Source organism: uncultured Allobosea sp. (genome assembly GCF_945957345.1).
Lineage (GTDB): Bacteria > Pseudomonadota > Alphaproteobacteria > Rhizobiales > Beijerinckiaceae > Allobosea.
In genome coordinates this window covers 29,985-55,392 of record NZ_CAMFKW010000038.1, presented here as the reverse complement: position 1 = coordinate 55,392, position 25,408 = coordinate 29,985, and the positions used below count along the sequence as shown (strand labels likewise).

Sequence of the window (25,408 nt, the reverse complement as noted above, 5' to 3'; positions counted from 1 at the left end):
CTAGTCGATTGACCGAAACAGAAGAGTCCACGCGGGTATTCCCAGGAGCACGGGCATATGCGCCCCTGCGCGACGCGCACTGGGATCACGCTCGGCGAGGCTGACCGGCGTCTCGAAGCCTTGGTCGCCGACGGGGACACAGCACCGAAGCCCGTCTGGCGTGTCCGGATCGTATTGATGAGCGCCGATGGCATCGGAACCTCGGCGATCGCGGCGGCGGCAGATACGGCGAAGACGACCGTATGGCGGCCCGCGCGCTTCATGGAAGAGGGCGTCGACGGGGTGTTGCGGGACAAGACCAGACCGCCCGGAAGGCTGCCCACGGCCTACGACAAGACCGCGACTGTCGTGACGATGACGCTGAAGCCGCCGCCCCCATGAGGCAACACATCGGACGGCGCGCGCCATGGCCAAAGTCGCGGGGCTGGCGATCTGCACGATTCAGAAGATATGGACAGCCCACGGCTTCGCCCGCATCGTTGGCGGCAATTCAAGCTCTCCACGGATTCCGCTTTCGCCGAGAAGCTGCATGACGTCGTCGGGGCTCTGCGTCGGGACTGTCCGATAGTTTGCGTTCTGCCGCAAAACTGAAATGTGAAGGCCGAAGGCCGGAAATCGGCGCGTTAAAGGCGCAACCCGTTGCGCCTTTAACGCGCCGATTCCAGCTCGCGCGTCGCGTTTACAAGAAAAGAGGCGCAACCCCTGCGAAGACGTAGAACCTGCGATATCTATGGACGTTGAGCTTGTGCGGACCTCGAAACTGTCTGGCGGGCCAATGTCAACGAGTTCGATCCTATCCGGCACACGACCTCCTTCGGCCGCCGCCGCGGCTCACGGATCCCGGGTATTCTGGACCGCGGCAGTGATCTCCATCGAGATGATCACGATCGTCGCCTGCACCTATGCTGCCTTCCTCGCGTATTCGGCGGCCGCCTACGGCGTGGTCTTCTTTCGAAGCGATTATGTCCTGGCCTCGATCGGGGTCGGCGCGCTGTATGTCGTCCTCTGCGTCGCCGGCAACCAGTACGATCTGCTCGGCCCGGAATGGAACGAGCATCGCCGTTCGCGCGGCGGCGGCCGCGAGCTGGTGGATCCGGACGATATCGCCGAGAAGGCCCGCACGCGCTACATTCTCGACGGCGGCCTCATGGCATTCGTCATCGCCCTCTTCCACGCCCTGCTGCGAAACCCCGGGGGATTGGCTGTCCGTGACAAAGCTTTCCTCGACAGTCATGGCCGGTGGCGCGAGCTTCCGCGCGCGGCGGCTGAGCTCGTTGCGCCGCGCGTGATGGACCGCATCGGCCGGGCCCGCGCCGCAGCCGCAGTCCCCGCTTCCTGGTGCCGAGAGGCAGAACTTTGGCTCGAACCGATCCGCGCCGCGAACGGAACGGAGTGGCATCGCGCCGAGACCCGGAACAGAGCCTTGGAGCAGGAGACATGAGGATGGCTCCCCGCCCCTCCGCCGTCACGCCCGGCGCCCTGCTTTCGCCGGAGGCGGGTCGCGTCTGGCGGACCTGCTCCGTGCGGGAGGCCAATGCCGAGGCGGTTTGGCGGCTCCTGCGGGGTCTTGTCTTCGCCATCCTGCTGATCCGCGCCTCCACTGATCCGATCTTCAATCTGCTCGGAGGCGATTCCGGCGCGGCCTCCATGGGGGTGGGGGCCCTGTTCAACGTGCTCGCGATCGCGATCGCCGGGATCCTGTTTCTGCAGGCGCCGCTGAAGGCGCCGTTTCCCGTCATGGCGATCTGGGGGCCTTTCCTGCTCATCGCCTTCAGCTCGGCGTTTCAGGCGCCGGATTTCAACGCGGCGGTACGGCTGGCCTCCGTCTTACTGACCTACTGGGCCTTCTTCGCCATCCCGTTCTTCATTCTGCGTTCGTCGCGCGACATCCTCCTCTTCATCCAAGTGGTATTCGTCTCCTCGATTCCGCCTACGCTCTATGCCTTTGTGGATCTCGCGCAAGGATTGTCCGATCTGCACGATTTCCGCCTGCAATCCACCTTCACGCATCCGAACATCTATGCCTTCTACCTCGTGCTGATCCTCGGTCTCGCGCTCTATATCCGGGCCTCGGGGATCGTGCGCGCATCGCCCCGCATCCGCATGCTGGTGACGCTCTACATCCCGTTGCTCGTGGTGCTCCTGCTGCTGACCAAGACGCGCAGCGCCTGGGGTGCCTGTGCGCTGATGTTCATGGTCTATGCGGTCGGGATCGAGCGCCGCTTCCTCTTCGGTCTGCTGCTGCTGCCGGTGTTATTCATCGCCAATCCGAACCTGATGGACCGCGTGACGGACGTCACGGCCGCACCGGCGATCGACGACTTCTCGCAGCTGAATGCCGATACGCGACTGAACTCCTATGCCTGGCGGGAGGCCTTGTGGGAATCCGTGCTTCCGCGGGTACTGGAGCAGCCGCTGCTGGGCCATGGTCTCGAAACGCTGAGGCCCTCAGTTCCGCGCTTCTTCCCGCTCGTCAACCCACCGGGCATCGACGGTCACAATCTCTATCTGCAGATGAGTTTCGAACTCGGTCTGCTCGGCCTGCTTGCGCTCCTCTGGCTGTTCGGCTGCGTGGCCTGGTGCCTGGCGCGAGGATGGCGACGTGATCCACCGGGCGTGCTGATCATCGGCTGTCTGCTGTTCGGGTATATGCTCGAATCCTATTCGGACAACATGCATTTCTACCTGGCATTCAACTGGTACTTCTGGTTCGTCATGGGCACGCTCTGGGCGTGGATCCGCCACGATGGGAGCACCTCGAGGTTTTACCGCCGGAATATGTTAAGCTGGACAACGCGGGAACGCGATCAGGTTGCGGACTGATGAGATTGGGTTCGAACAAGAGGCCGATACACCGTGGACCTTCAGGCGGTGAATACCTCGGCTAGATCGCTGATCGAATAGTCGCCGGTATTATGCATCCGGCGCAACCCGGTCTGCCTCCAACTCAGCCGCCATGCCCGTCGCCAGCCAGGGCTTGCGGTCGCATCCTCTCAGGATTTGGGGCCTCCCACAAAACCGGGGCGGTTCGATCCGGTCGACGGTTGAGCGCATCATCGTCACGCCGCGCGACGGTGGCGGCGTTTCACTCGAGCCTCATGGCGACCTGGCGCGGATTCTGGCTGTGTGCTCTGCGAACGCAAAACCCCGTCTCGCAGGGAGACGGGGCTTTCGCTCTCAGTGGTTGCGGGGGCACGCAACCACCGATACCGACATTTGCTGCGGGTGACGATCTGACAGCTTATTCGAGGCCGACGGCCTTCCCCATATGAAGGGCCCGAGCCGTTCGGCCGCGCCCGGGCAAGATCGCGAACGCCTGCATATTTGGAGTACCTGTATAAGTATCTGATCTCTTGCGCCGCGACCCCCAGCCGGTCCTTTGCCCCGCTTCGTGAGCCAGCGACAGACTGGCGGTCCGCGATCGACTCGAAATGGGGCCGATCAGGCGCGGGACTTCGGTGCAGGCGAAGGCTTCGGCCAAAGCAGTGTTCTGCGGAAGTCCTTGTATCCGAAGTCTTCACGTCGAAAACCTCGGCAATGGCCTGGCCGCGCGGTTCCATGCTGCGCGGCCGCTTTTCGTCAAAGCAGAAGAAAATCCTCGCGATCCTGCAGAACGAGGCTGCCCGAGCGCTCGTCGAAGACATAGCTTCGATAAGGCCCGGCCGGGGCCTCGGCGCCTGTTCTCAGGACGATCTGCGAGTGCAGCAGCGCGCCGATCAGGTCGGAAGCACGAAGCGCCTCGTAGGAGACCCCCTGGATCGCCTCCTCGCGGTTGCGCCCTCCGATCGGGCCGAGCAGCGCACCGTTGCCGCCGCGCAGGAACGGGAGCATCGGAATCCCGACCGTCAGTTCCGGAACCTGGATGACGGCCGAACGCCCGGCGCTGTCGACGACTTGGTCGACACCCGACTGATAGGCACCGACCTTGCCGAACCCCGGATAGATGCGCTGTGTCGACAGATCGGCCCCGGTCGCAGCGTCGGTCGCGCCACCTACACGATATCCGACGGGGATACCGGTCTTGGCAGTTCGCCAGGTCTGGCCGTCTTGGAAGTTCGGCCCGCCCGGTAGCATGGCACCCTGCGGCAGGCCCGATTGCCCATCCGTTCCATAGATCCAGGAGGATTGGCCGCTTTGCCCCGCAGTCCAGGCGAACGCCCAGCCAGAGCCCGTGCGGCCACCGACTCCGAAGCCACCGGAGAAGCCCGCCCAATCGAAGCCCCAGACGCCGAAGGAACGGCCGCCGAGGAAGAACCCGTTCCAGAACCCGGACAGGTCGAACGACCAGCCATAGCCCGATCCCATGGACCAGCCATTGCCGGCGCCGCCGATAGCGACGCCGACGCGAGCGGCAAAGAGAGCCTGCTGAGCCAGTGCGCCACGCTCGCTTCCACCGATCCCGTCGAAGCCAAGCGGACGTCCGGACCAGTCGAGCACCGGGACCAGAACCGCCGTGCCGCCGAAAAGGCGCTTCGAGCCCGACCCGATCTCGATCGTATCGTTGCCGATCGAAACTGCACCCGGCCTGCGACCGAAGCTCTGGCCGTCCGGGCCCCAGTTGAACGTTGCAGCGCTGAGCAGCTGAGCGTCGCCCGGGATCGAACCGTCCGCGGCGAAGGGCGCCGTCGCGTGAGCGAACAGGCGGCCGATGACCTGAGCCCGGTCGGCGGCCAGCGCGTCAGCCCAGGCCGGCGCGCCCTGCAGGTTCCGCGCAGACGGGATCTGGATCAATGCGGTGTCGCCGATGACGACGTCGTTGCCCGCTCCGGTCCTGATGCTGTCGTTCCCGATGGCCAGGGCATAGCCCTGCCCGCCGCCCAGCGTCAGCTCGCCGGTTGCTGTTGCGACTGCATCGACCGGGTGAGCGATCGCCAGATGCGCCTGCAGGATCGCATCCTGCGCCGCGACGCGCTGCCCGATTTCGAAATCCGTCCAGCCGTCCATGAATGTCTGCGACTGGGCGATGCCCGACTTCACGATGATCAGGTTGTCGCCGACGACGAGATCGTCACCGTCACCCGCATCGATCGTGTCGTTGCCGACGACGAGCTCGTGCCTCACCGCGAACATGTCCGGGGTATAGTAGCGGCTCAACCAGAGCGAAACTCCGGACATGTTCTGCATCGTGTAGACGAGCGAATCGCGTGCATGGCCGGCGGCCGCCGTCGCATCCGCGACCGCGGTGCGCATTGCCGCCAGGAAGCCGTTGAGGGCCAGCGCCGAGTCGCGATCCGTTGCGAGACCGGATCCCCCGACCACCGTGCGCCCGGCGTCACCGACGATCACGTCGTTGCCGCTGCCACCGGTGATCGTGTCGTTGCCGAAGCGCAGTTGCACCGGCGAAGCATGGCCGTTCGCGTAGTCGATAGCGTCGACGCCGGAAGAGACCCCGTCGAGCATCGCCAGCAATTGCTGCATCCCCAGCGTCACGCTGTCGATCTGGGCGTTCAGCGAGGAATAGCGCGTCACGTCGAGGCTGAACATCTGCGAGTCGTCGCCATAGATCGTGTCGTCGCCCGCCCCGCCGTCGATCGTGTCGTTGCCGTAGAGCACCCGATGCGTATCGACGAGGTTCGGCATGACAGAGGCGTAGACCGTCAACGATGTACCGTCCTGCTTCTGCAGCGGCCCGGCGCCCGAGAGCGCGCTGATCGGCCCGGACATCACCGGATAGATGTCGATGCGCGGGGCGGTGGCGTTCAAGGCCTGTGGCAGCAGCGTGGCGGCGGGAACCACCACCGCCCCGCCGAGCGGCAGGGCGAAGCCCGCCGAGGCCGGAGCCGACATCAGCCTGACGGCGTTCACGATCGTCGGCTGGTCGGAGACGTATTCCGCCGTGTTCGAGGCACGGTCGCCATAGATCACGTCGTTGCCGTCGCCACCGCGCAGCGTGTCGTCGCCACGCTGGCCGAAGATGGTGTCGTCGCCGCCGTCGCCGTCGATCACATCGTCATAGGCCTGGCCGAGCGACACAGCGAGCAGCGCCGTCGCCTGCGAACCCGACGGCGCGTTGAGCAGGTTGCCGGCCGCGTCACGCGCACCGGTGACGAGCAGCAGGTCGGATTTCGCCAGCGCGCCGATGTCGAGCGAACCGTCGACGCTGCCGCGCGAGTCTGTCGCGATCACCCTGGTGATCGTGCCGACCTCTTCCAGCACCACGTCCTTGTGCCAGCTGCCATCGCTGTTGAGCAGGGCCGAGCCGTCCGGACGGTAGGCGCGCACGATCCGGCCGAGATCGCCGAGGATCATGTCGTTGCCCGCCCCGCCGCTGATGCGGTCGCTGCCGAGCCCGCCGACGATCTCGTCGGCGCCGTCGCCACCCTCGATCCAGTCGTCGCCGGTCTGGCCGAAGAGCCTGTCGTCGCCGGCATCGCCCATGATATGGTCGCCGCCACCGACGCCGTCGATCAGGTCGAACAACGTGACCTCGCGGCGTGCCGCCGCGAAGGGCGCCGGGTCCATCTGCCAGGTGATGTGCTTGACGTCGTCGACCAGCACCTGACGCAGGATCATGCCGTTGTCGCCGATGATCACGTCGTTGCCGTTGCCACCGGAGATCGTGTCATTGCCATCGGCAGCGCCGATGACGTTGCTGCCGCCGGTGATGTCGTCGTCGCCATCGTCGCCGAACAACTGGTCGTCGCCCTGCTGGCCGTAGATCAGGTCGTCGCCGGCGCCGCCATGGATCACGTCGTTGCCACCGCCATCGGCCGCGCGGGTATAGATCGCGACGCCGCGCTGATTGGCGGGCAACGCAAGATCGTACAACGCATGATCGCCGAACAGGATGTCGTTACCGGCGCCGCCGTCGATCACGTCGTCGCCGGTTCCGCCTGCGACGAAGTCGTTGCCGGCACCCGCCGAGATCCGGTCATTGCCGCCTGCCAGCGGATCGGTCGATTGCAGGCGGCGCAGCACGCGTGCTCCGCCGGCCGTGATGAAGTCGGCGACGCCGTTGTCGCCGAGGATCGCGTCCGCACCCGCGCCGGTCGTGATCGTATCCGCGCCGACGCCGCCGATCACGACATTGTCGCCGTCCCCGGCATCGATCGTGTCGTTGCCGCCGATCGTCGGATCGGTGCTTTCCAGATGCGAGAGGACGCCGGCCACGAAGGTCGCCAGGCCATTGTCGCCGAGGACGACATCGTCGCCCGAGCCGCTCGTGATCTGGTCGTCGCCGACGCCGCCGATCGCGACGCTGCCGCCATCACCGATGACGATCTGGTCGTTGCCGCCGATGGTGGGCACTGTGGTCGCCACGCGGGCGACGCGGCCGAGCGCGTCGAAATTCGCCGTGCCGTTGTCGCCCAGCACGACGCTATGGCCGTTGCCGATGGCGATGCGGTCGGCTCCCGAACCGCCGAGCACGACACTGCTGCCGTTACCGATGCGGATCACGTCGTCGCCGGACACCTCCGGATTGAGCGTCTCGACGAAGATCGGCAGGCCGGTTGCGGTAAGGGTCGCGTGGCCGGCGTCGCCGATCACCACATCGGCGCCATCGCCGGCCGTGATCGTGTCTGAGCCGGCACCGCCGATCACCACATTGCCGCCCTTGCCGAGCGTGATCTGGTCGTTGCCGCCGATGGAGGGCGCGATGCTGGCGATTTCCGTGACCGCTCCGTTGGTGAAATCAGCCTGGCCGCTATCGCCAAGCACGACGTTGTTGCCGTCGCCGAGGCCGATCGTGTCCGCTCCCGCGCCGCCCAGCACGACGTTGTTGCCGTTGCCCGCGGTGATGCGGTCGTCGCCGCCGATCTCCGGTGAGAGGCTGAGCGCCCGCAGGATCACGCCTGCGGCATCGAAGGTGACGACACCGTTGTCGCCGAGGATGACCGCACCCTGGTCTGCACCCTCGATCAGGTCGCCGCCCGCACCGCCCAGCACGACGTTCCGGCCGGAGCCGAAGACGATGTGATCGTCGCCGCCGATGTCGGGCGCCAGCGTCTCGACCTTGGAACGCGTCGCCTTGGCGACGCCGTTCTGCAGCGCCACGACGAAATCGGCCTGGCCGCTGTCACCGAGAATGACATGGTCGCCGGCGCCCGTCGTGATGCTGTCGGCGCCCGCGCCGCCCAGGATGACGTCGTTGCCGTCCGAGGCCTGGATAACATCGTCGCCACCGATGCCGGGATCGATCGATTCGACATGGTCGGCAAGGCCGAGCGTGAAGGTCGCCTGGCCGTTGTCGCCGAGGATGACGTGGTTGCCGCGCCCGGCCGTGATGCGGTCGGCCCCGGCGCCACCGATGATGGTGACGTCGCCGTCCTGCGCCGAGATGATGTCGTCGCCGCCGATATCGGTTGCCGTCGAGGTCACGGTCGCGATCACCCCGTCGAGGAAGGTGGCCACGCCGCTGTCGCCGAGCACGACCTGCGTGCCAGAACCCAGCGTGATCTGGTCCGCTCCGGCGCCGCCGATGATCGTCGTGTTGCCGTCCTCGGCCTTGATCACGTCATTGCCGCCGATCGCCGGATCGATAGACTCGATCCGGTCGAGAACGCCGTTCGTGAACAGCGCCTGGCCGTTATCGCCGAGGATGACGTGATTGCCGGTGCCGACCGTGATCTGGTCCGCTCCCGCTCCGCCGAGGATCGTGGCGTCGCCATCCTTGGCTTCGATCACGTCGTCACCGCCGATATCGGTCGCGACGGAGGTGATGCTCGCGATCTTGCCGCCGACGAAGGTCGCAACGCCGCTGTCGCCGAGCACGACCTGCGTGCCAGAACCCAGCGTGATCTGATCCGCTCCGGCGCCGCCGATGATGGTGGTGTTGCCGTCCTTGGCCTTGATCACGTCGTTGCCGCCGATCGCCGGGTCGATCGTCTCGATCCGCGTCAGCATGCCCAGCGTGAAGAGCGCCTGACCGTTGTCGCCCAGGATGACGTGGTTGCCGATCCCGACCGTGATCTGGTCCGCCCCCGCGCCGCCGAGGATCGTGGCGTCGCCGTCATTAGCCTCGATCACGTCGTCGCCGCCGATGTCGGTCGCGACGGAGGTGATGCTCGCGATCTTGCCGTCGGAGAAGGTGGCCGAGCCGCTGTCGCCGAGGATGACCTGCGTGCCCTTGCCGACGGTGATGCTGTCGGCGCCTGCGCCGCCGATGATCGTCGTGTCGCCATCGGCGGCGGTGATGGTGTCGGCGCCGCCGACAGCGGCTTCGCCGTCCTTGGTCTTGATGGCGAGCAGGACGCGCGCACCGTTGACGACGTCGAAGGTCGCCTCGCCCGTGTCGCCCAGGATCACCTGCGTGCCCTTGCCGACCGAGATCACATCGGAGCCTGCGCCACCGATGATCGTCGAATTGCCGTCAGCGGCCTGAATCTGGTCGTCACCGCCATTGGCGCCGTCGAGCGTCGTGACCGAGGTCAGAACGCCCGCGGTGAAGACCGCGTCGCCATTGTCGCCGAAGATGACGTGGTTGCCTGCGCCGACCGTGATCCTGTCCGCACCGGCGCCGCCGATGATGACGTTGTTTCCGGCCGTCGCCGTGATGATGTCGGCAGCGCCCTGCGTCGTGTTGGTGGAGACGACCCGGCTGACGACATGCGCGCCCTCCAGATGGAAGCCGGGCGTGGCCGCGCCGTCCTGATAGATCTGGCCATGGTCGCCGATGACGACATTGTCGCCCGCAGCCGCGTCGATCGTATCGGCACCGGCAAGGCCTGTGTCGTCGATCGTTACGAAGCGTGTCGCCACGTCGAGGTTGAAGGCGGAATCGCCGAGAATGTAGTCGGCGGCCGGGCCGCCCGTGATGCTATCGTTTCCGGCGCCGCCGGCAATGTAGTTGCGGCCTTGGCCCCCGATGATGGTATCGCGCCCGGCGCCGCCATCGATCATCACGATGCCGGTCGCGCCCGAGGCGTCGATATAGTCGTCGAGGCTGACGGGGTTGCCGTCAACGCCGGTCATGCCCTCGGTCCGGAAGGCGAAGGCCCGTCCGGTCGGGTTCTGCGGCGTCGAGTCGTAGCGGCTGTTATCGGCCGACGTGTCGCCGAACAGAGCGAGCGGGCCGGTCGAACCCGTGACGATCAGCCGGTCTGCACCGCCGCCCCCGTCGATCTCGGTCAGCGTCGCGTCGGCCGTGCTCTTGACCGTGAAGGTGTCGTTGCCTTGGCCGAGCAGCACCTGCACGACGCTCATCGACGTGTAGGTGATACCACCGCGATAGGTCTGGCTGTTGGCGCCGCCCGTGACGATGTCCTGCGAGGCCATGCCGAGGCCGCCGATATGGTCGAAGGTCAGCTCGCCGGTCACGCCGACATTGGTCGAGTCGTTGTAGACGATCAGCTTGTCCAGATCGGGTTGGCCGTTATTTGCGATGTCTCGCGTGACGACAGCATTGGCCTCGCCGGGGAGCGCGATCGCCTGCTGCAGGCCGCGGTTCTGCGGCCCGACCCCGCCGATGACGACGAGCGGTCCTTCGATCGCGCTGACGTCGTGCGGTTGACGTGAGAACGTCTTCAGGTCGCTCGTCGTCCTCGTGCCGTTGGGATCGCGCGAGACGATGATGCGGATCGGCGTGTCGTAATCGTTCGGGCCGAAGGTCACGCTCGCCGGATGGCCGTTCGAAGCGGCGGTGAAGCGCGGATCGCTGCTCGACTGGATGGTCTGCCCGTCATTGGCGATGCTGACGGTGACCGGGCCTGTCGGCTGCGTCGTGAGCACCATGTCGTAATAGGAAGGCTGCGTGTCGGTGACGACGACGCCTCCCGGCGCCGGGCGCACCAGGACGCTCGCGGTGTCGGAATCGATGACCGTGACGCGCACGATCGGCTGCTCGACGACATTGCCGAAGAAGCCGTTGGCACCGAGCGAACTCGTCACCTTGTGCGTGACGTTCACGAGCTGGCGGTTCTCGGCGATGCCGTCATGCGGGGCGGCGACAAGCACCGTCTGCGCGGTCGACCAGTTCTGGTCGGTGAACTCCAGATAGGCGTGGCCGTCCTGATCGAGCGGCAGGGCCGAGCCGTCGGCACGGGTGAGCGTGATCTGGTTGCTGTCGGGCAGCAAGGTGACGCGCACCGTCTCGCCGGCCAGCGGCTTGTTGTTCAGGACGACGGTGTAGTCGTCCTTCTGCTGCGGCTTGTTGCCTTCGATGACGGTGGTGTCGCCGTCGCTCTGGGTGACGATGATGCCGGCCTTGTCGTCGTCGAGCACCGTCACGAGCGTGGTGCGCAGCCAGGTGCCGTTGACCTCGGCATTGCTGCTGAGCACCGAGTGACCGATCGCGACCTTCTGGTCGCCTTCCGCCGCCGTGTCCGACTTGGCGCGGACATAGACCGTGCGCGCGCCCTGCCAGACATAGCCGCCATGGCCGTCCGAGACGGTCGAGTAGGCGATGGTGAGCGCATCGGCATAGGTCACGCCGTCGAGCGAAACCTCGACCGTTCCCGCGTTGCCGGCAAGCGCACGGTTCTGGGAAGAAGCCTGCGCCGCCGAGACGGTGACGACGGCGGTGTCGCTCGCCGTCAGCGCCGTCGTCGTCGGAGCCGGCGGCGCGACCGTATAGGTGCCGACGCTGCTGCCGACGGCGTTCGGCGTGGAAACCGCACTGTCCTCGCGCAGGGTCAGGCCACCGCCGTCGCTGATCGCCCCGCCATCGGCGGTCGAGACCGAGGCCGTGACGCCCGCGACGAAGAGCCCGTCGAAGCGCGGATCCGTGCTGGAGATGGTATGGTTGATGACGGCCGAATTACCCTTGGCGTCACGCGCCACGACCTCGCCGGAGACGTCGCCTGCGACATTGAAGGTGTCGCTGCCCAGGCCGCCGATCAGCGTCGTAACCACGCCCGGTGCCGTCGAGAGCACATAGAACGTATCGTCGCCCTCCAGGCCGTCGACCTCGACCGCCTGGATATTGGCGAACTTGATCGACAGGCCCGCGCCATAGACGCCGTCGCGGGTGACGACGAAGGTGTCGGCGAATTCGGTGCCGAGCGCCACGACCTTGTTGAAGCCCGAGCCGCCGTCGATATCGACCGGCGCGTTGATGTTGTACTCGATCTTGTCGTTGCCGGCGCCGGCATTGACCTTGATCTTGCCGTTATCGGCGAGCGCGAAGGCGCGGATGATGAACTGATCGTCGCCATCCTCGCCTTCGAGGCGCAGATCGGCCTTGTTCGAGTAGATCTGGAAGGTGTCGTCGCCGGTGCCGCCGTAGATCACGACCGGCACCGAATTGCCCTTCGACAGATAGCCGCCGAACGAGACCTGGACCGTATCGAAGGCGTCCTCAGCGAGCAGCCCGTTGGCGACGTCGCGCGGCGTCGCGAAGATCTGGCCCATCTGGAAGAAGTCGTTGCCCGCGCCGCCGTCGACGGTCATCAGCGCCGCGTCGTCGTCCATGTAGAAGCGGTCGTCACCGAGGCCGCCTTCCACGACGATGCGCCCGTTGAGCGAGGCATCGACATTGATCCGCTCCACCGCCGTGTTGGCCGGATAGGTGCCGTCGGCATTGGGGTGGACCAGTGCGACGAAGTTCTTGCGCATCAGGAAGGTATCGGCGGCATCGGTGCCGAGGATCGTCAGCGTGTCGACGCCGCGGTCGGCATCGCCGCTGTCATGCACGTTGATGCGATAGGTCGAGGCACCGGCGAGCTGGACCCGCACCGTGTCGGTGTCCTGGCCGCCATCGATGTTCAGCGTGTCGCGGCGGCCGTTCGCCGCCGCGCTGGTCAGATCCGGCAGGCGGTTGACGACGATCGTGTCCTGGCCGTCCTCACCATAAACATTGGTGTTGCCGGCAATCTCGAGCAGCGTCATCTCGAGCGTATCGTCGCCCGCACCGAGATGGATGTCGGTCGTGGTCGAGCGCATGCGCCCGCGCAGCGCCACCCGATCGCGCCCGCCCAGCGTGGTGATAGCCAGCGTCGAGGCCGCGACCGTGCTGCCCAGCAGGGTGATGGTGTTGTCGCCCGCACCGGCCGAGAGCGCAAACGAGCCGGTCTCGATCGTCGCGGTCTGCAAGACTGCGCCATTGGCCGAGATCGCGTCGGTAATGCTGTCCGCATCGGCGCCCGTGCTCAGCGTGAAGGCGTTGGAGACCGTGTAGTGCCCGCCGAGACTCACAACGTTTGCGCCGTCCTTCAGGTCGATCGCGATCGCGCCCGCCGTGATGTTGGCGGACGCCGTGACCGCGCCGGCCGTGACCTTTGCGTCGGTCAGCGTGTCGATACCGGCGCCGCCGTCCAGCGCGAGCAGGCCGGCGATGTTGAAGGTGCCCGTGAGCGTGAAGCTGTCGTTGCCGAGACCGTTGCCCGAGCCAGCCGAGCCGGAGACGGCAAGCGAGCCTGCCTTGATCACGCCGCCGAGGTCGAAGACGTCGGCGCCCGAACCGGATTTCACGATCATTGCGCCGGCGACATCGAAGGTGCCGGCGAGCGTGACCGTATTCGCGCCCTCGCCGGCATCGACCGTCAACGTGCCGGTCTTGAAGGTGCCGCCGAGCGTGACGACATCGTCGCCGTCCTTCGCCAGGATGGTGATCGACCCTCCGACCGTCAGCGCGCCCTCGACCGGCCTGTTGTCAGCGTCGAAGGTGATCGTGCGCGTACCCGTCTGGAAGGTGCCATTCAGGCGGATGTCGTCGTTGTTCTGGCCGCCTTCGACCGTGATCGAGGCGCCGACATAGGTGCCTCTGAGATCGATCAGCGCGCCGGTGCCGTCCGAACTGCCGGAGGCGCTGTAATCGCCGCGCAGCGTGATCGCGCCGGCCGCCTTGATGGTCGCGCCGTCCTGCACGATCAGGTTGTCACCGGCATTGAGCGTGACGTTGCCACCGGTCGAGAAGATCGTGACGCCGCTGAGCACGGTGAGATCGTCGCCGCTCGCGCCGGTCTCGCCCGCGGTCTGCGTGATGTCACCGCCGGAGATGATGTCCTTGTCGATCGTCAGCGGGCTCGATGTGCGGATGCTGAGCGTGCCCGCGGCGCGGAATCCGGGCGCGGTGTCGGCCACGACGCCACCGACGCGCAGGCCGCCGATGTTCCAGAGATAGACGCTGCCGGCCGTCGAATAGCCCTCGATGCCGCCATAGGTGTCGTGGCCCGCCCCGTTGTTCGCGCTCATGCGGGCGACGATGCGCCTGCCGTCGGCGCCGATGTCGTTCTTGGCGATGAGATAGGCCTTGCCCGAGGTCAGGTTCGAACCGGTCGCCGTGCTCGACTTGTCGGCGTCGTTATAGAGCGAAAGCCCGTTGACGATGCTGCCGTCCGCCGCCGTCAGGAAGGCGACGCCGGTATTGGCGGTGCCCACCGTGCCGAGCGCCAGGTCGCCCACGACCTCCTCGACATAGATGTTGCCGAAGACCGTCTGCGCGCTGACATTGCCCTGGCGATTGCCGGCCGCGCGGCTGTCGATGGCCAAGCCCCTCCCCGAGGTGCCGACCGTGTTGCCCGCGATCAGCGTGACGCTGTTCGCGATGACGTTGACGAGCGGATTGGCTGGGGCGCCGCCGGCATAGGTGGCAGAATCGATGTCGCCCGGATTGACGAGGAACCCGGCGTTCAGCACCGAGGCAGCTGCCTTCAGCACGACGTCGCCATTGCTCGCGACAGCCGACAGCAGGTTCATGTTGCCGCCGGTCTCTTCGAGATAGACCCCGCCCGTGCCCGACGCGCGCACCGTTCCGGAGAGCTTGACCTCGATCCGGTCGGAGACCGTGCCGATGCTGCCGCCCTTGGCCTTCAGATAGAGGTTCGCGGCGACGATCTTGTTGGTGTCGGTGTGGACCGCATCGAGGATCCCGCCATCGGCGACCAGCGTGACGCTGCCGCTCTGAGAGTAGGCGGATTCCAGGTTCAGATCGCCGTTGCGCTCGGTGACGAAGATGTCCTTCGCCGTGCGGACGGTGAGCGCGCCCTGCCCCTTCAGGTCGATGCCGATGACGTTGGCAGCGGTGCCCACGGCCTCGTCGCCGCCTTCGAGCACGATGTTGCCGCCCGTGATGTTCGTCGCGTTCGCGCCGGCTGCGTTGGTGAGGCCCCCGTTGGTCTTGATGCGAATCTCGTCGCCATTGCGCGAAGTCACCGAGCCGAGCGCAAGCGCGCCCTGCGTGCCGATGAAGATCTGCCGGTCGGCATCGACGCTGAACGTGCCGCTGGCCGAGAGGTTCATCGGCTTACGGCCCTGGATCAGCACCTGCTTGATCAGATTGCCGGGATTCGCCGGATCGAGCGCCGACTGGAAGACGATGACGTTGCGAGCGTCTTCCGCCGTCAGCACGTCGCCGCCGACCAGCGTGATCGTCGAGGCCGTGACCTGCGCGATCGTATAGTAATGCGAGGCATCGGTCTGGTTCGCGGTTTTGACGCCGAAGGCGCCGGCGACGCCGATGCGCATACCGACGGTGAAGCCATCATCGAGGAAACTGCCGCTGTCGCGGGTCAGCGTCCGGTCCGGGCCGAAGGTGATCTGCGCGGTCGCGCGCGGCGCTTCCGCGCTGGCGAGCCGCACGCCGAGACTGACCACCTTGCCGCTTTCGGCGGTCAGCACCTGATTGGTGCGAATGACGTTGCCGGAGACGCTGGCGATGGTGAAGACCGTCGGCGACTCGCCGCTGGCGTTCTGCGTCGCGCCGCCGATGTAGAGCGTCGCGCCGACCGTGAAGATCGACGGATCCCAGTTGCCGCCGAGATTCGTGATGACGCCCTGACCGCCATCGTTGCCGAAAGTGACGGTCGCCGGGACGGGGGCTGAGGTCAGCAGCACGATGTCGCTGCGCTCGGCGGCGCCGAGCGCGATGAGTTGGTCCTTGGTCAGCGCCTGATGGGCACTGACGTCGATGATGGTGACGCCGTCGACCGAACCGACATTGCCGCCGCCCTGCGCGGTGCCGCGCACCACGATGGAGACGTTGCCGCCGGTGATGATCGGGTCCTGCTTCTGGACCTGCGTGCTGGTCGTCTCCTTGAGCAGGCCCTGGCCGACAGCGTTGATCAGTTCGTCTTGGGTCCAGCGCTTGATGCCGGCATTGATCGCATCCTTCGTCGCCTGGTCGACGAAGAAATGCGGGTTCGTCTGCTTGGTCGTGCCGAGGTTAAACTGCGCGAAGAAGGCATTGAGCTTGGCGTAGTCGGCCGTGCGGGCGTTCGACAGGCTGGTCACGGCGGTCTGGACGCGAGCGTCGATCGCCGTGGTCGTCAGCGTCCCCGCCTGCAAGGCGGCCTTGCTCGCAGTCGAAGCGGCATTCTGCGCTGCCGTCAGCGCATCGCCGGCAAGCCGGGGCGCGAAGCCGGAATCGTAGACGCCGGGGTTCGCCTGCTGGCTGCGATAGCCCCAATAGGTCGCGTAATCGGTCCGGTCGGCGCTCGAAAGCGTCAGCGCATAGGTCGCGTCATAGGCGTTGCCCTGGGCTCCGAAGCGTGTGTTCAGCGCCTGGTAATCCGTCTTGAGCTGCGCTTCGGCGGCCGCCAGCCGCGTCCGGACATCAGCCGCGACGAGAGCGTCGGCGTTCGACATCGCAGCGCCGGCCTTGGCGAAGACGTCGGTATAGGTGGTGCGCTCGGCCGATGTCAGATGGACCTTGCCATCACTGTCGAGCGTGCCGCGCCAGCCCCAATAGGTGGCGTAGCTGGTCGCCAGGTTGGCGTTATAGCTGTCGCCGAAGCGATCGAAAGTCGCCTTCAGCGCGACATAGTCGGCATTGCGATCGCTGTTGAGCTGCGTGAACTGGGCCGCGACATAGCTGTCGAGATCGGCGCCCGTCTTGCCCAGTGCGGTACCTGCGTCGGAGAACTGCTTTTGATAATAGCTCTGCTGGGCAGCCGAGAGCATCGGCTTGCCGTCCTGACCCAGATTGGACCGGTAGGTCCAATAAGTTTCGTATCTCTGGCCGAAATCGGCGCTCTGGCTGGCGCCGAGCCCGCCGAAGATGCGATCGAGCGCCTGATAGTCCCGGTTGCGGTCTGCTTCGAGATTGGCGAGCTGGTCGGCGACATAAGCCGTCAGCGCGTCCCCGCTCAGGGTCGAGGCCAGGATGCCGGCGCGGATGCCATCCTTTTCCGCCTGCGAAACCGGTACGGTGAAGCCGGCCTGGTATTGTGAAGGATCGGCCTGCTGGCTGCGGTAGTTCCAGTAGCTGTCATAGGCGCCGGCGAGGTCGGCGATGTAGACGTTGCCGTACTTTCCGTACTGATTGTTCAGCGTGCGGTACTGCAGCGTGCGCGAGGTTTCGAGCGTGCTGATCGCATCAGCGACATAGCTGTCCAGCGCGGCTCCGCTCAGCCCCTTATCGGCTCCCTGCTGGCGATACATCGCCTGGTAGGTCGCAAGCTCGGACGAGCCGGCGGCGAAGCGGAACTGGAACGTCGCATCGTAGACGGCAGGGTTTGCCTGCAGATTCCGATAAGCCCAATAGGTCGCGTATTCCTGGCGGTTGACGGTCTCGTAGGCATCGAGCGTCGCGTTGAACTTCGCGTCGGCGTCGGCTGTGGTGAGTGCCAGATCCTTCCAGACGCCGTTGATCAGCTGGTCGGCGACGCGGGTGTCGAGGACCACGACGTTGTTGACGTTCAGGAGATCCCCGGAATCCACCTGCACCAGCACGTTGCCGCTGGTGTGCAGCGAGTTCAGCCGCAGGTCGCCGCTGGTTTCCTCGATGCCGACATCGCCGGACGCGGTGATGTCGACCTTGTCGCGCTGGGTGTTGCCGGTGTCGAGCTTCAGCGCAGCGGCAGCACTCGTGCCGCCGACCTTGCCGCCGGCAACGATCGTCAGGCTTCCGGCGACGATCTGGCCGGTCTTGCCGGCCGCGACCGTGATGTCGCCGCGCGCATTGAGGCGGACATCATAGCCGTTCGACGCGGCGACGCGGTCGATCGCGAAATTGCCCGTCGTCGTCAGGTTGATCGTGCCACGCGTCGTCGTCGCCAGCAGCGCGCCCGTAACATTGACGATGATCGCCTGGTCGGTCGGCGCAGTGGTCGCACCGCGCCCGATGCTGCCGCCGGCCTGGAGGGTGACATTCGTGCCGGTGATCGCGTTGTTGGCGTTCAGCATCTCGATGCTGCCGCCGGAGGTGATCGTGGTCGAGCCGCTGGCATTGGCGATGCCGCCGAGCAGCAGGACGCGCCCCGCGCCTGTCGAGTTGATGGTGACCGTGCCGGAGGTGTTGCCGGTAAAGCTCATCGCGATGCCGTAATCGGCACGGATCGAATGCGTCGCGTCGGTCTCCTGACGGACGACCGAGATGTTCTCCTGATAGTAGGTCTTCTTCCCGTACCAGGTGCTCTCGGTCCAGCTCTTGCCGACGCTCAGGACCGGGCCGAGCGAGCCGTCCGGGTTCTTGGTGTAGAATGTGACGACGTCGTCGCGGTTGTAGCCTGGCTGGCTAGGATCTGCGTCGACGTAATAATAGCCGCTGTTGGGGATCAGAGCGCCCGGCTTGGTCACGGCAGTATCGTAATTGTTCTGGTCCGGCGGGTCGGCTGCCAGAGCGTCGATGCCGAGCCAGGACGAGGAACCGGTCGTCTTGGTATAGGTCGTCGTCGTGCCGACGCCGACGCTGAAGGCGTAGCGATAGCCGCTCTTGGGATTGTAGCTCCCGAGCATCCCGCCATTGGAATGCCCACCGACCTCGGTCCCGTCTGCCTTCAGATCGGCCACATAGCTCGAGACCGATCCGTCTGCAGCCTGCTGCAGAAGGGTCTGCTTGAAAGCGACTCCGCTCGAGGCGTTGGCATAGGCCAGGTCCTTGATGTCGATGATGCCGGCGCCACGCTGCGACAGGTCGATACGCGTGATCACGACGTCGTAGTCGAGCGCGTTGTTGACCGTGACGTTGGCATAGCCGCCGAGCGCACGGAGCTGCGCTCCATCCGGGCGGGTGTTCAGCATCGTGCCGGTCAGCGAGATCTTGCCGCCGGAACTGGCGATCTCGTTGATCACGATGCGGTTGTTTACCCGGTCGAAGCTCGCCGAGAAGCCGTTGCCCGAGAGCGAACTGATGACGTTGCTGCGCCAGGGATTGGCGCGGATCTGCTCGATCTCGTCCGAAACCGCCGAATTCTTCCGGATGTCGATCGTGTAGCTGTCGCGGCCGCTCTGGATCAGGCCGTCGATGTTGATGAACTGCGCGTTGATGGTGACGATGCCGTCCGCAATGAGCGTCGGCTGCGCGGCATTCTTGAGTGCATTTACGACCGCGGCCGGATCGCCGGCATTGATGATGTTGTTCGGATTGCCGCCGCTGATCGTTCCCGCGATCTGGCCATACGGGTCGGCCATCATATAGGACGTGATGTCCTTGATCGTGACCGCGCCGCCGATCTGGGCGTTGAGACCCTTGACCCGCACGTCGGCGAACTGGTTGTAGGCGCCGCCGTTTTGGGTCGTCGGGGTGAAGGTGGCGTTCACCGCATAGATCTTGCCGACGATGTTGATCGCCGGGGCCGGGATGATGTCGGTGTTGTCGAAGTTCGGCTGAGCCCCGCGCGTGTTCGTGATGATGATGTCGCTCTTGATCGTCGAGGACACCACGCCGCCTTGCGTCAGATTGGAGAATGCGACGCCGCTGGCCTGGCTGGCGTTGTTGTTGCGCAGGTTCTCGGTGACGATCAGGCCGCGATTGACGGCGAGGTCGCTCGACGTCGTGACGTTGGTGTTGTTGAAGAAGGTTCCACCGTTCGATTCCGGCATGGTGATGCCGCCGATATTCAGCGAAGCGCTGGAATCGTTGATGATCTCGACCTTGGTGTCGGCATGGGCATCGAGGCTGCCCGTGCCGGTGAGCTCGTCGGCGACGACGGTGATGCGGCCGGCGCCAGCGGTAAAGGCGCCGATGCCCAGCGTCTGAACCTGCTTCTGCACCGCACGCACGCCGATGATATTGCCGGCCTGGTCGTAGAAGATGTCCGCGAGGCCCTGGCTGGTCAGGATCCCGGCGATGCGATTGATCTCACTCTTGTAGAACGTCTGCAGCGTGTCGTTCTGCTTGTAGGTGACGAGCTTCGCCTGCGCGTCGTAGAGCTGCCCGACGAGATCGCTCGAAGCCAGTCCGTTGCCGAAGGTCAGCGCGATCGGCAGGCGCTTCAGCACGGTCGACGCCGTGCCGGAATCGCTGACCACCAGCTCGAACGTGTTCTTGGTGATGTCGGCGGCGATGAAATTGCCGTTAGCGTCGAGCTGCTGGCCGTTCACCAGGACACGCCCGGTGATCTTGGTTCCAATGGGGACATAGCGCTGGACCGCATTGGCCCCCGTCCCGACCGTCTCATACCCCCAGGCCAGCGACATCTGGTCGATGGCGATCGAGATGTTGCGCGCGATACCGGTCTCGACCGTGCCGTCGACGATGACGCGGCCGTTCGAGCCCTGGTTCGCGGTGCCCGACATCACGGCCTGGCCGCTGCCGCCGAGTACGCTGTCGATCGCGCCGGCGAGCGCGGTGGCCCAGTTCGTGCCCTTGGCCTTGGAGTCCGTGCTGGCGACGCCGAGGCGGTTGGTCAGCAGGTTGGCGTCGCCCGCCGTGCGCAGCTGCGCGCCGCCCGCGACCGAGACGGTGTTGGTCTGCAGCAGGTTGATCAGCGAATCGATCGACTGGATCGGGATCGCGCTGCCGGCGAAGGTGTCGGTACGGGCCGAGGTGACGTAATAATCGTCGAACTGGTTGGCGTCGGTGCCGGCCGTCAGGTTGAGGTTGCCATAAGCGGTGATCGCGGCGCTCGCGCCGATGCTGACGGAATTATCCGGGCGGATGTCGACCGTGCTGTTGCCGAAGGCGACCGTGGCGGCGCCGTAGGTTTCCGAATTCGAGACGGAGCTGGCCTGGCCCGAGCCGTTGGCGCTGGCCGTGAAAGTGCCAAGCGTCAGAATATTGGCCGAGGCGCCGACCAGCACCTGCGCCTTGAAGGCATCGGCACGGATCACCGACTGGGCGCCCGCGCCCGAGATGGCCCCACCCGTGGTCAGGGTTACCTTGTCGTAGGCGTCGATCTTGTTGGAAGCGGCGAGCGTGATGCCGCCCTGTGTGTCGGCCACCCGGCCGATCGTCTGCAGCGAGGTCGGGTTCGCAGCCGTGCTGTCGACATTCACCGTCGCGGTCACGTTCAGCGTCGTCTGGCTGTCGGCGCCGGCGCCACTGGCGATGCCGCCGGTCGAGCCGACGATATTGGCCTGATCGAGCTGCGGCTTGCGGATCGTGTTCTGGGCAGAGGCCGCGATCTCGCGCGCGGTCACCGACGAGCCCGCGCCGAAGACGGCGCTGGTCGTGTGGGCGAAGCTGTCTCGCACCACCGCGCCGCTGCCGGCCAGCGCGCCATAGCTCGCGGTCAGCACCTGGCTGCGGCCGATCGCAGTGTGGTTGGCAGCCATGAAGAAGGCGCCGCTCGCCGCCGAGTTGCCTGTGAGGTCGATCGCAGCCGAAGGCGCGAGCGAAGCGGTGGTCGTGCCGCCCGAGCTGGTCGCGGCCGAGGCGGCCGTGCCCGAGACGAGTCCGCCCGAGCCGGCGATGGCCTGCGCCGCATTGTCGTCGTTGCTCGTCGCCGTCACGGTCATCGCGCCTGAGGCGAGCGGCTTCACGGTCTTGATCGTCGCCGTCGTGTCGATCGCCGAGGCGGCGGTAGTGACCGTCGCGCCCGCTGCAACGAGACCGATGCTGGCGCTGCTGGCGTTCGAGACCTGCTGCGCCGCGCTCGCCGCGGCGAGCGTCGTCGTGCCACTGAGCGCGAGGTCGCTGCCGGTATCGATCGTCGCCGCAACCGTCCCCAGCGTGCGCGCATCGGTGACCGTCGAGTTCAGGCCGATCAGGCCGCCGACGGCGCCCGTGGCCTCCGACCAGGCCGTGGGCCTGCCGGTTGGCTGGGCGAGCGTGGCGAGCACGCTGAGATCCGTGCCGGTGATCCGGCTGTTTATCGTATAGGCTGCAACCGCCGCCTGGACCTTGCTCAGAGCAGTCGAAGCGCCGATCGCCGCCGTGCCGGCATTGATGCCGGTCGCCTTGGCATGGACGCTCGGCGTCGCCACGGCGGAGACGGTGATGCCCGTGCCCTGAACCTGCGAACCGTCGATCTTGGCGGTGACGACGGGAGAGGCCTGAACGTCGGCCACGGCACCACCGGCCGCCAATGCGAGGATACCAGCCGCGACATTGATGCCGAGCACGGCGGAATCGATATTGGTCGTGTCGCTTGCCGTGACAGCGACGGTGCCCGCTGCGGTGAGCTTGCTCGATTCGATGCTGGCCGTGGTCGTGCTGCCGACGCGATCGATCGTCGTCGCGCCGCCGCCTGCGAAGGTGACGCCGACAGGGCTGAAATTCGCAGCCAGAGACGCCGTCGCCGCGCGGCTGGTCAGTTGCGCCGCCTCGACGGCGCTGACGATGACGGCGCCAGCGACGTTCACGAGGCTGTCGGCACCACGGATACGCGCCGCGATGTCGTTGGCGATCTGGTTGGTCGCGGCCGCGACCGCGACGGAGACAGCCGCACCGCCGAGCGCACCGAAGCTCGCGGCGACCGAGGCCGCGCCTGTCGTCACCGAGAGGGTAGAAGTGTCGCCGGCTGCGACGTTGACCGAGCCGGCCTGGATGCCCGTGCCATCGCCTTCGACATGCGCCGTGACGGCGACCGCCACCTGGTTGCGCGCGCCGGCACCGGCACCGGCGCCCTGCACCGAGATCGCCCCGCCGCCGAGCGCGATCGCGCCCGCCGCGGTCAGCGCCGAAATCGTCTGAGCCGAGACCGCGCTGACCTCGAGCAGCCCGCCGGCCTGGATCGTCGTGTTGCCTGCGAGAGCCTCGATGGCATTGGCCTGCTTGCGCGTCTGCGGGTTTGCCACCTCGCTGTCGGCATAGCCGTAGCCGATCAGATTCACCGCCGTGCTGACGCCGAGGCTCACCCCGACCGAGACGCCACCGACATTGGCGCCGGCCGCAAGCGCTACCGTGTGCGCGTCGATCGTGCTCGTGTTCTCGGCATGGATCGTGACCTTGCCCTGGGCCGTCAGCGAGCCGCCATTGGTCGTCGCGCGGGTCTCGCCGCCGATCAGGTTGGTGGCAATCGCGCCGCCGCCGGCGACCCCGACCGCAACGCTCCCGCCGGCGAGCGCGGCGGAAGCCGCCGCGACCGTTGCGGTAATGGTCGCGCTGGCGATAGCCTTGATCGCGATATCGCCCGTCCGCGCCGTGAGGGCGGCGGAGTCGGTCCTCGCGATGACGGAATCGCTGACGATATTGAGCGCGGTCGCAATGCCGATCGACGGCGCGACACCGGTGCCGCCGGCGAAGGCGGCGGCGACGGCGGCGGTGCCGACATCGACCTTGATCGTGGCGCTGTCCTGCGCCTGTACGGTGACCGCGCTGCCCTTGACGTTGCTGGTCGCGCCGGTGATCGCCGCGGAGGTGGCGATCGCGATCATGTTGCCGGAATAGGAGCCGGCGCCCGCGACGCCGACGCTGACGCCGCCGCTGCCGGCGAGGACCGCCGCCATGGCCGCGACCCTGGCGTTGATCGTGCTGGACGAGGTGGCGGTGACCGCAACAGCGCCCTGCGCATCGACGATCGTGTCGGCGATCAGCGCCTGGACACCCACGCTGCCATTGGAATCGAGCGAAGGCTGATTGCGCGTCGTGCTACCGGTCTGGGTCGTCCAGGAGCCGATCAGGTTCTGCGCGCCGCTCAAGCCAACGGCGACGGGGACGGAGGCCGCACCCGAGCCGCTGACCGAGGCCGTCGCGACTACGACATTGGCGTCGATGGCCGAGGTCCGGCTCGCCGAGACGCCGACGCCACCTGCGCTCGTCACGCGGTTGGTGCCCGAGCCGCTGGTGTCGATCGAAGCCAGCGTGCCGCCGGTGATGACGTTGACGGCCGAGGCCCCGCCGCCCGAAATCTGGACGGCCGCGATGCCGGAACCGCCGAGGCTGACACTCGCGGCGGAGACGGTCGCAGCAATGCTGCCGCCGGTCGTCGCGGTGACCGCAACCCCGCCCGAGGTCGTATTCAGCGTATTGCCGAGGTCGCGCAGATAGGCTTCCGTCGTGCTGGAAATCGTATTGGTGGCGACGCTCGCCGCAACCGCGATCCCGACCGAAGCCGCGCCGGAGCCGCCGGCGGTCACGCCTGCCGCAGCCGCGATTGCCGTGATGGCCGAAAGCGTCGACGCCGAGACCGAGACGCTGCCGGCCTTGAGGCCGCCCGTCGCCAGGTTCGAGATATAGGCGCGCGTCGGCACCGAGACGGTGTTGACCGCGCCGCTGACCGAGCCCGCGACCGAGACGTTGGCCGCGCCGCCACCCTGGATCGAGGCCGAGATCGCCGCGACATTGGCCTTGATCGTCTGCTGCGACAACGCCGTGACGGAAAGCGCACCGCCGGCCGTCGCGGAGGAGCGATCCATATAGGCCTGGACCTCGCTGCCGCCGGCGATCTGGTTCACCGCCGCGACGATACCGATCGCGACGCCGACGCCGGCCGCGCCACCGCCGCCGGCTGCGGCCGCAGCCGCATCCACGCTGGCGAGAATCGTGGCATCCGCCGTGGCGAGGATCGTCACCGCGCCGCTCGCATTGAGCTTGCTGCTGGTGACGGTGGCATCCGTCTTGGTCGAGATGGCGTTGCGTGCGCCCGCGCCGCCGCCGCTGACGCCGACACCCGCCGCGCCGCCACCCGCAACGGTGAGCGCGGCCGCAGCCGAGATCGCCTGGATGGTGCCGGTACTGCGCGCGGAAACGGAAAGGTCGCCCGAGGTCGTGGTCACGCCGTCATTGGCGGAATCGATCCAGGCGCGTACATCGCCGGCTATGCTGTTCAGCGCCAGCGCGAAGCCGACCGCGACCGAGACGCCGGCCGCGCCGCCGCCCGAGCCGGAGAGCGAGGCTGCCCCGGTGACCGCCGAAATCGCCGAGGTGTCGGACGCCGCGATGGAAATGCTGCCGGCGGAGATGCCGATGCCGTCGCCCTGAATATAGGCGCGCGTCGTCACGGCGATGGCGTTGGCCGTGACCGAGCCCGCCGCTGAGACCGCGACGCCGGCCGCGCCGCCGCCCTGGATCGCGGCCGAGGCCGCGATGACGACGGCCGAGACCGTCTGCTCGGAGGTCGCCGTCAGGGAGAGCGCGCCGGTGACGTTCAGCGTGCTGTTTTGGGCATAGGCTTCGACGACCATGCCTGTCCCGCTGGCGGTGTCGGCGCGGTCCTTGCCGGTACCGCTCGTCGTCCAGCCGCCGATGCGGTTTTCGGCGCCCGCGACGCCGATCGCGACGCCCACGCCCGCAGCGCCACCGCCGCCGCCCGAGGCGGCTGCAGCGGAGACGATCGCCGTGATGGTCGAGCCGACCGAGGCCGAGACGGCGAGCGCATCAGCGCTCGTGACCTTGCTGGCGTCGAGATAAGCCGAGACCGAGCCCGTGATCACGTTGGAAGCGAAGGCACCGCCGCCGCTGACGCCGACACCGGCCGCGCCGCCACCT

General features: G+C 66.8%; 4 protein-coding genes (1 of these 4 running past the window's edge). 3 read left to right on the top strand and 1 reads right to left on the bottom strand.

Features of this window, described 5'->3' with window-relative positions; all coding sequences use genetic code 11:
• Positions 1-177: 177 nt before the first annotated feature.
• From Q0Q36_RS18020 to Q0Q36_RS18010, 3 genes are all read left to right on the top strand, one after another.
• Positions 178-381 carry a hypothetical protein gene (locus Q0Q36_RS18020; RefSeq protein WP_293800009.1) on the top strand — a complete coding sequence of 68 codons (204 nt, stop codon included), beginning with the start codon at positions 178-180 and terminating at the stop codon, positions 379-381.
• A gap of 481 nt (positions 382-862) precedes the next feature.
• Entirely contained in the window at positions 863-1,441 is a 579-nt protein-coding gene (locus Q0Q36_RS18015; protein ID WP_293800007.1) for a hypothetical protein, read from the top strand.
• Positions 1,442-1,443: 2 nt separating this feature from the next.
• Positions 1,444-2,823 (top strand): O-antigen ligase, encoded by a 1,380-nt coding sequence (locus Q0Q36_RS18010; protein ID WP_293800005.1) that lies wholly within the window; start codon positions 1,444-1,446, stop codon positions 2,821-2,823.
• A gap of 756 nt (positions 2,824-3,579) precedes the next feature.
• Here Q0Q36_RS18010 and Q0Q36_RS18005 read toward each other — a convergent pair.
• A protein-coding gene (locus tag Q0Q36_RS18005) for an S-layer family protein (RefSeq protein WP_293800004.1) crosses the window boundary here: on the bottom strand, positions 3,580-25,408 show its 3' portion. It continues 15,143 nt past the right edge of the window; 21,829 of the gene's 36,972 nt are visible here — the last part of the coding sequence; its start codon lies off the right edge, out of view — the gene reads right to left on this strand; its stop codon occupies positions 3,580-3,582.

Excerpts from the sequence above, each read along its gene's own strand:
- Q0Q36_RS18010 (WP_293800005.1), top strand. The coding sequence starts at position 1,444 with ATGGCTCCCCGCCCCTCCGCCGTCACGCCCGGCGCCCTGCTTTCGCCG.
- Q0Q36_RS18020 (WP_293800009.1), top strand. The coding sequence starts at position 178 with ATGAGCGCCGATGGCATCGGAACCTCGGCGATCGCGGCGGCGGCAGAT.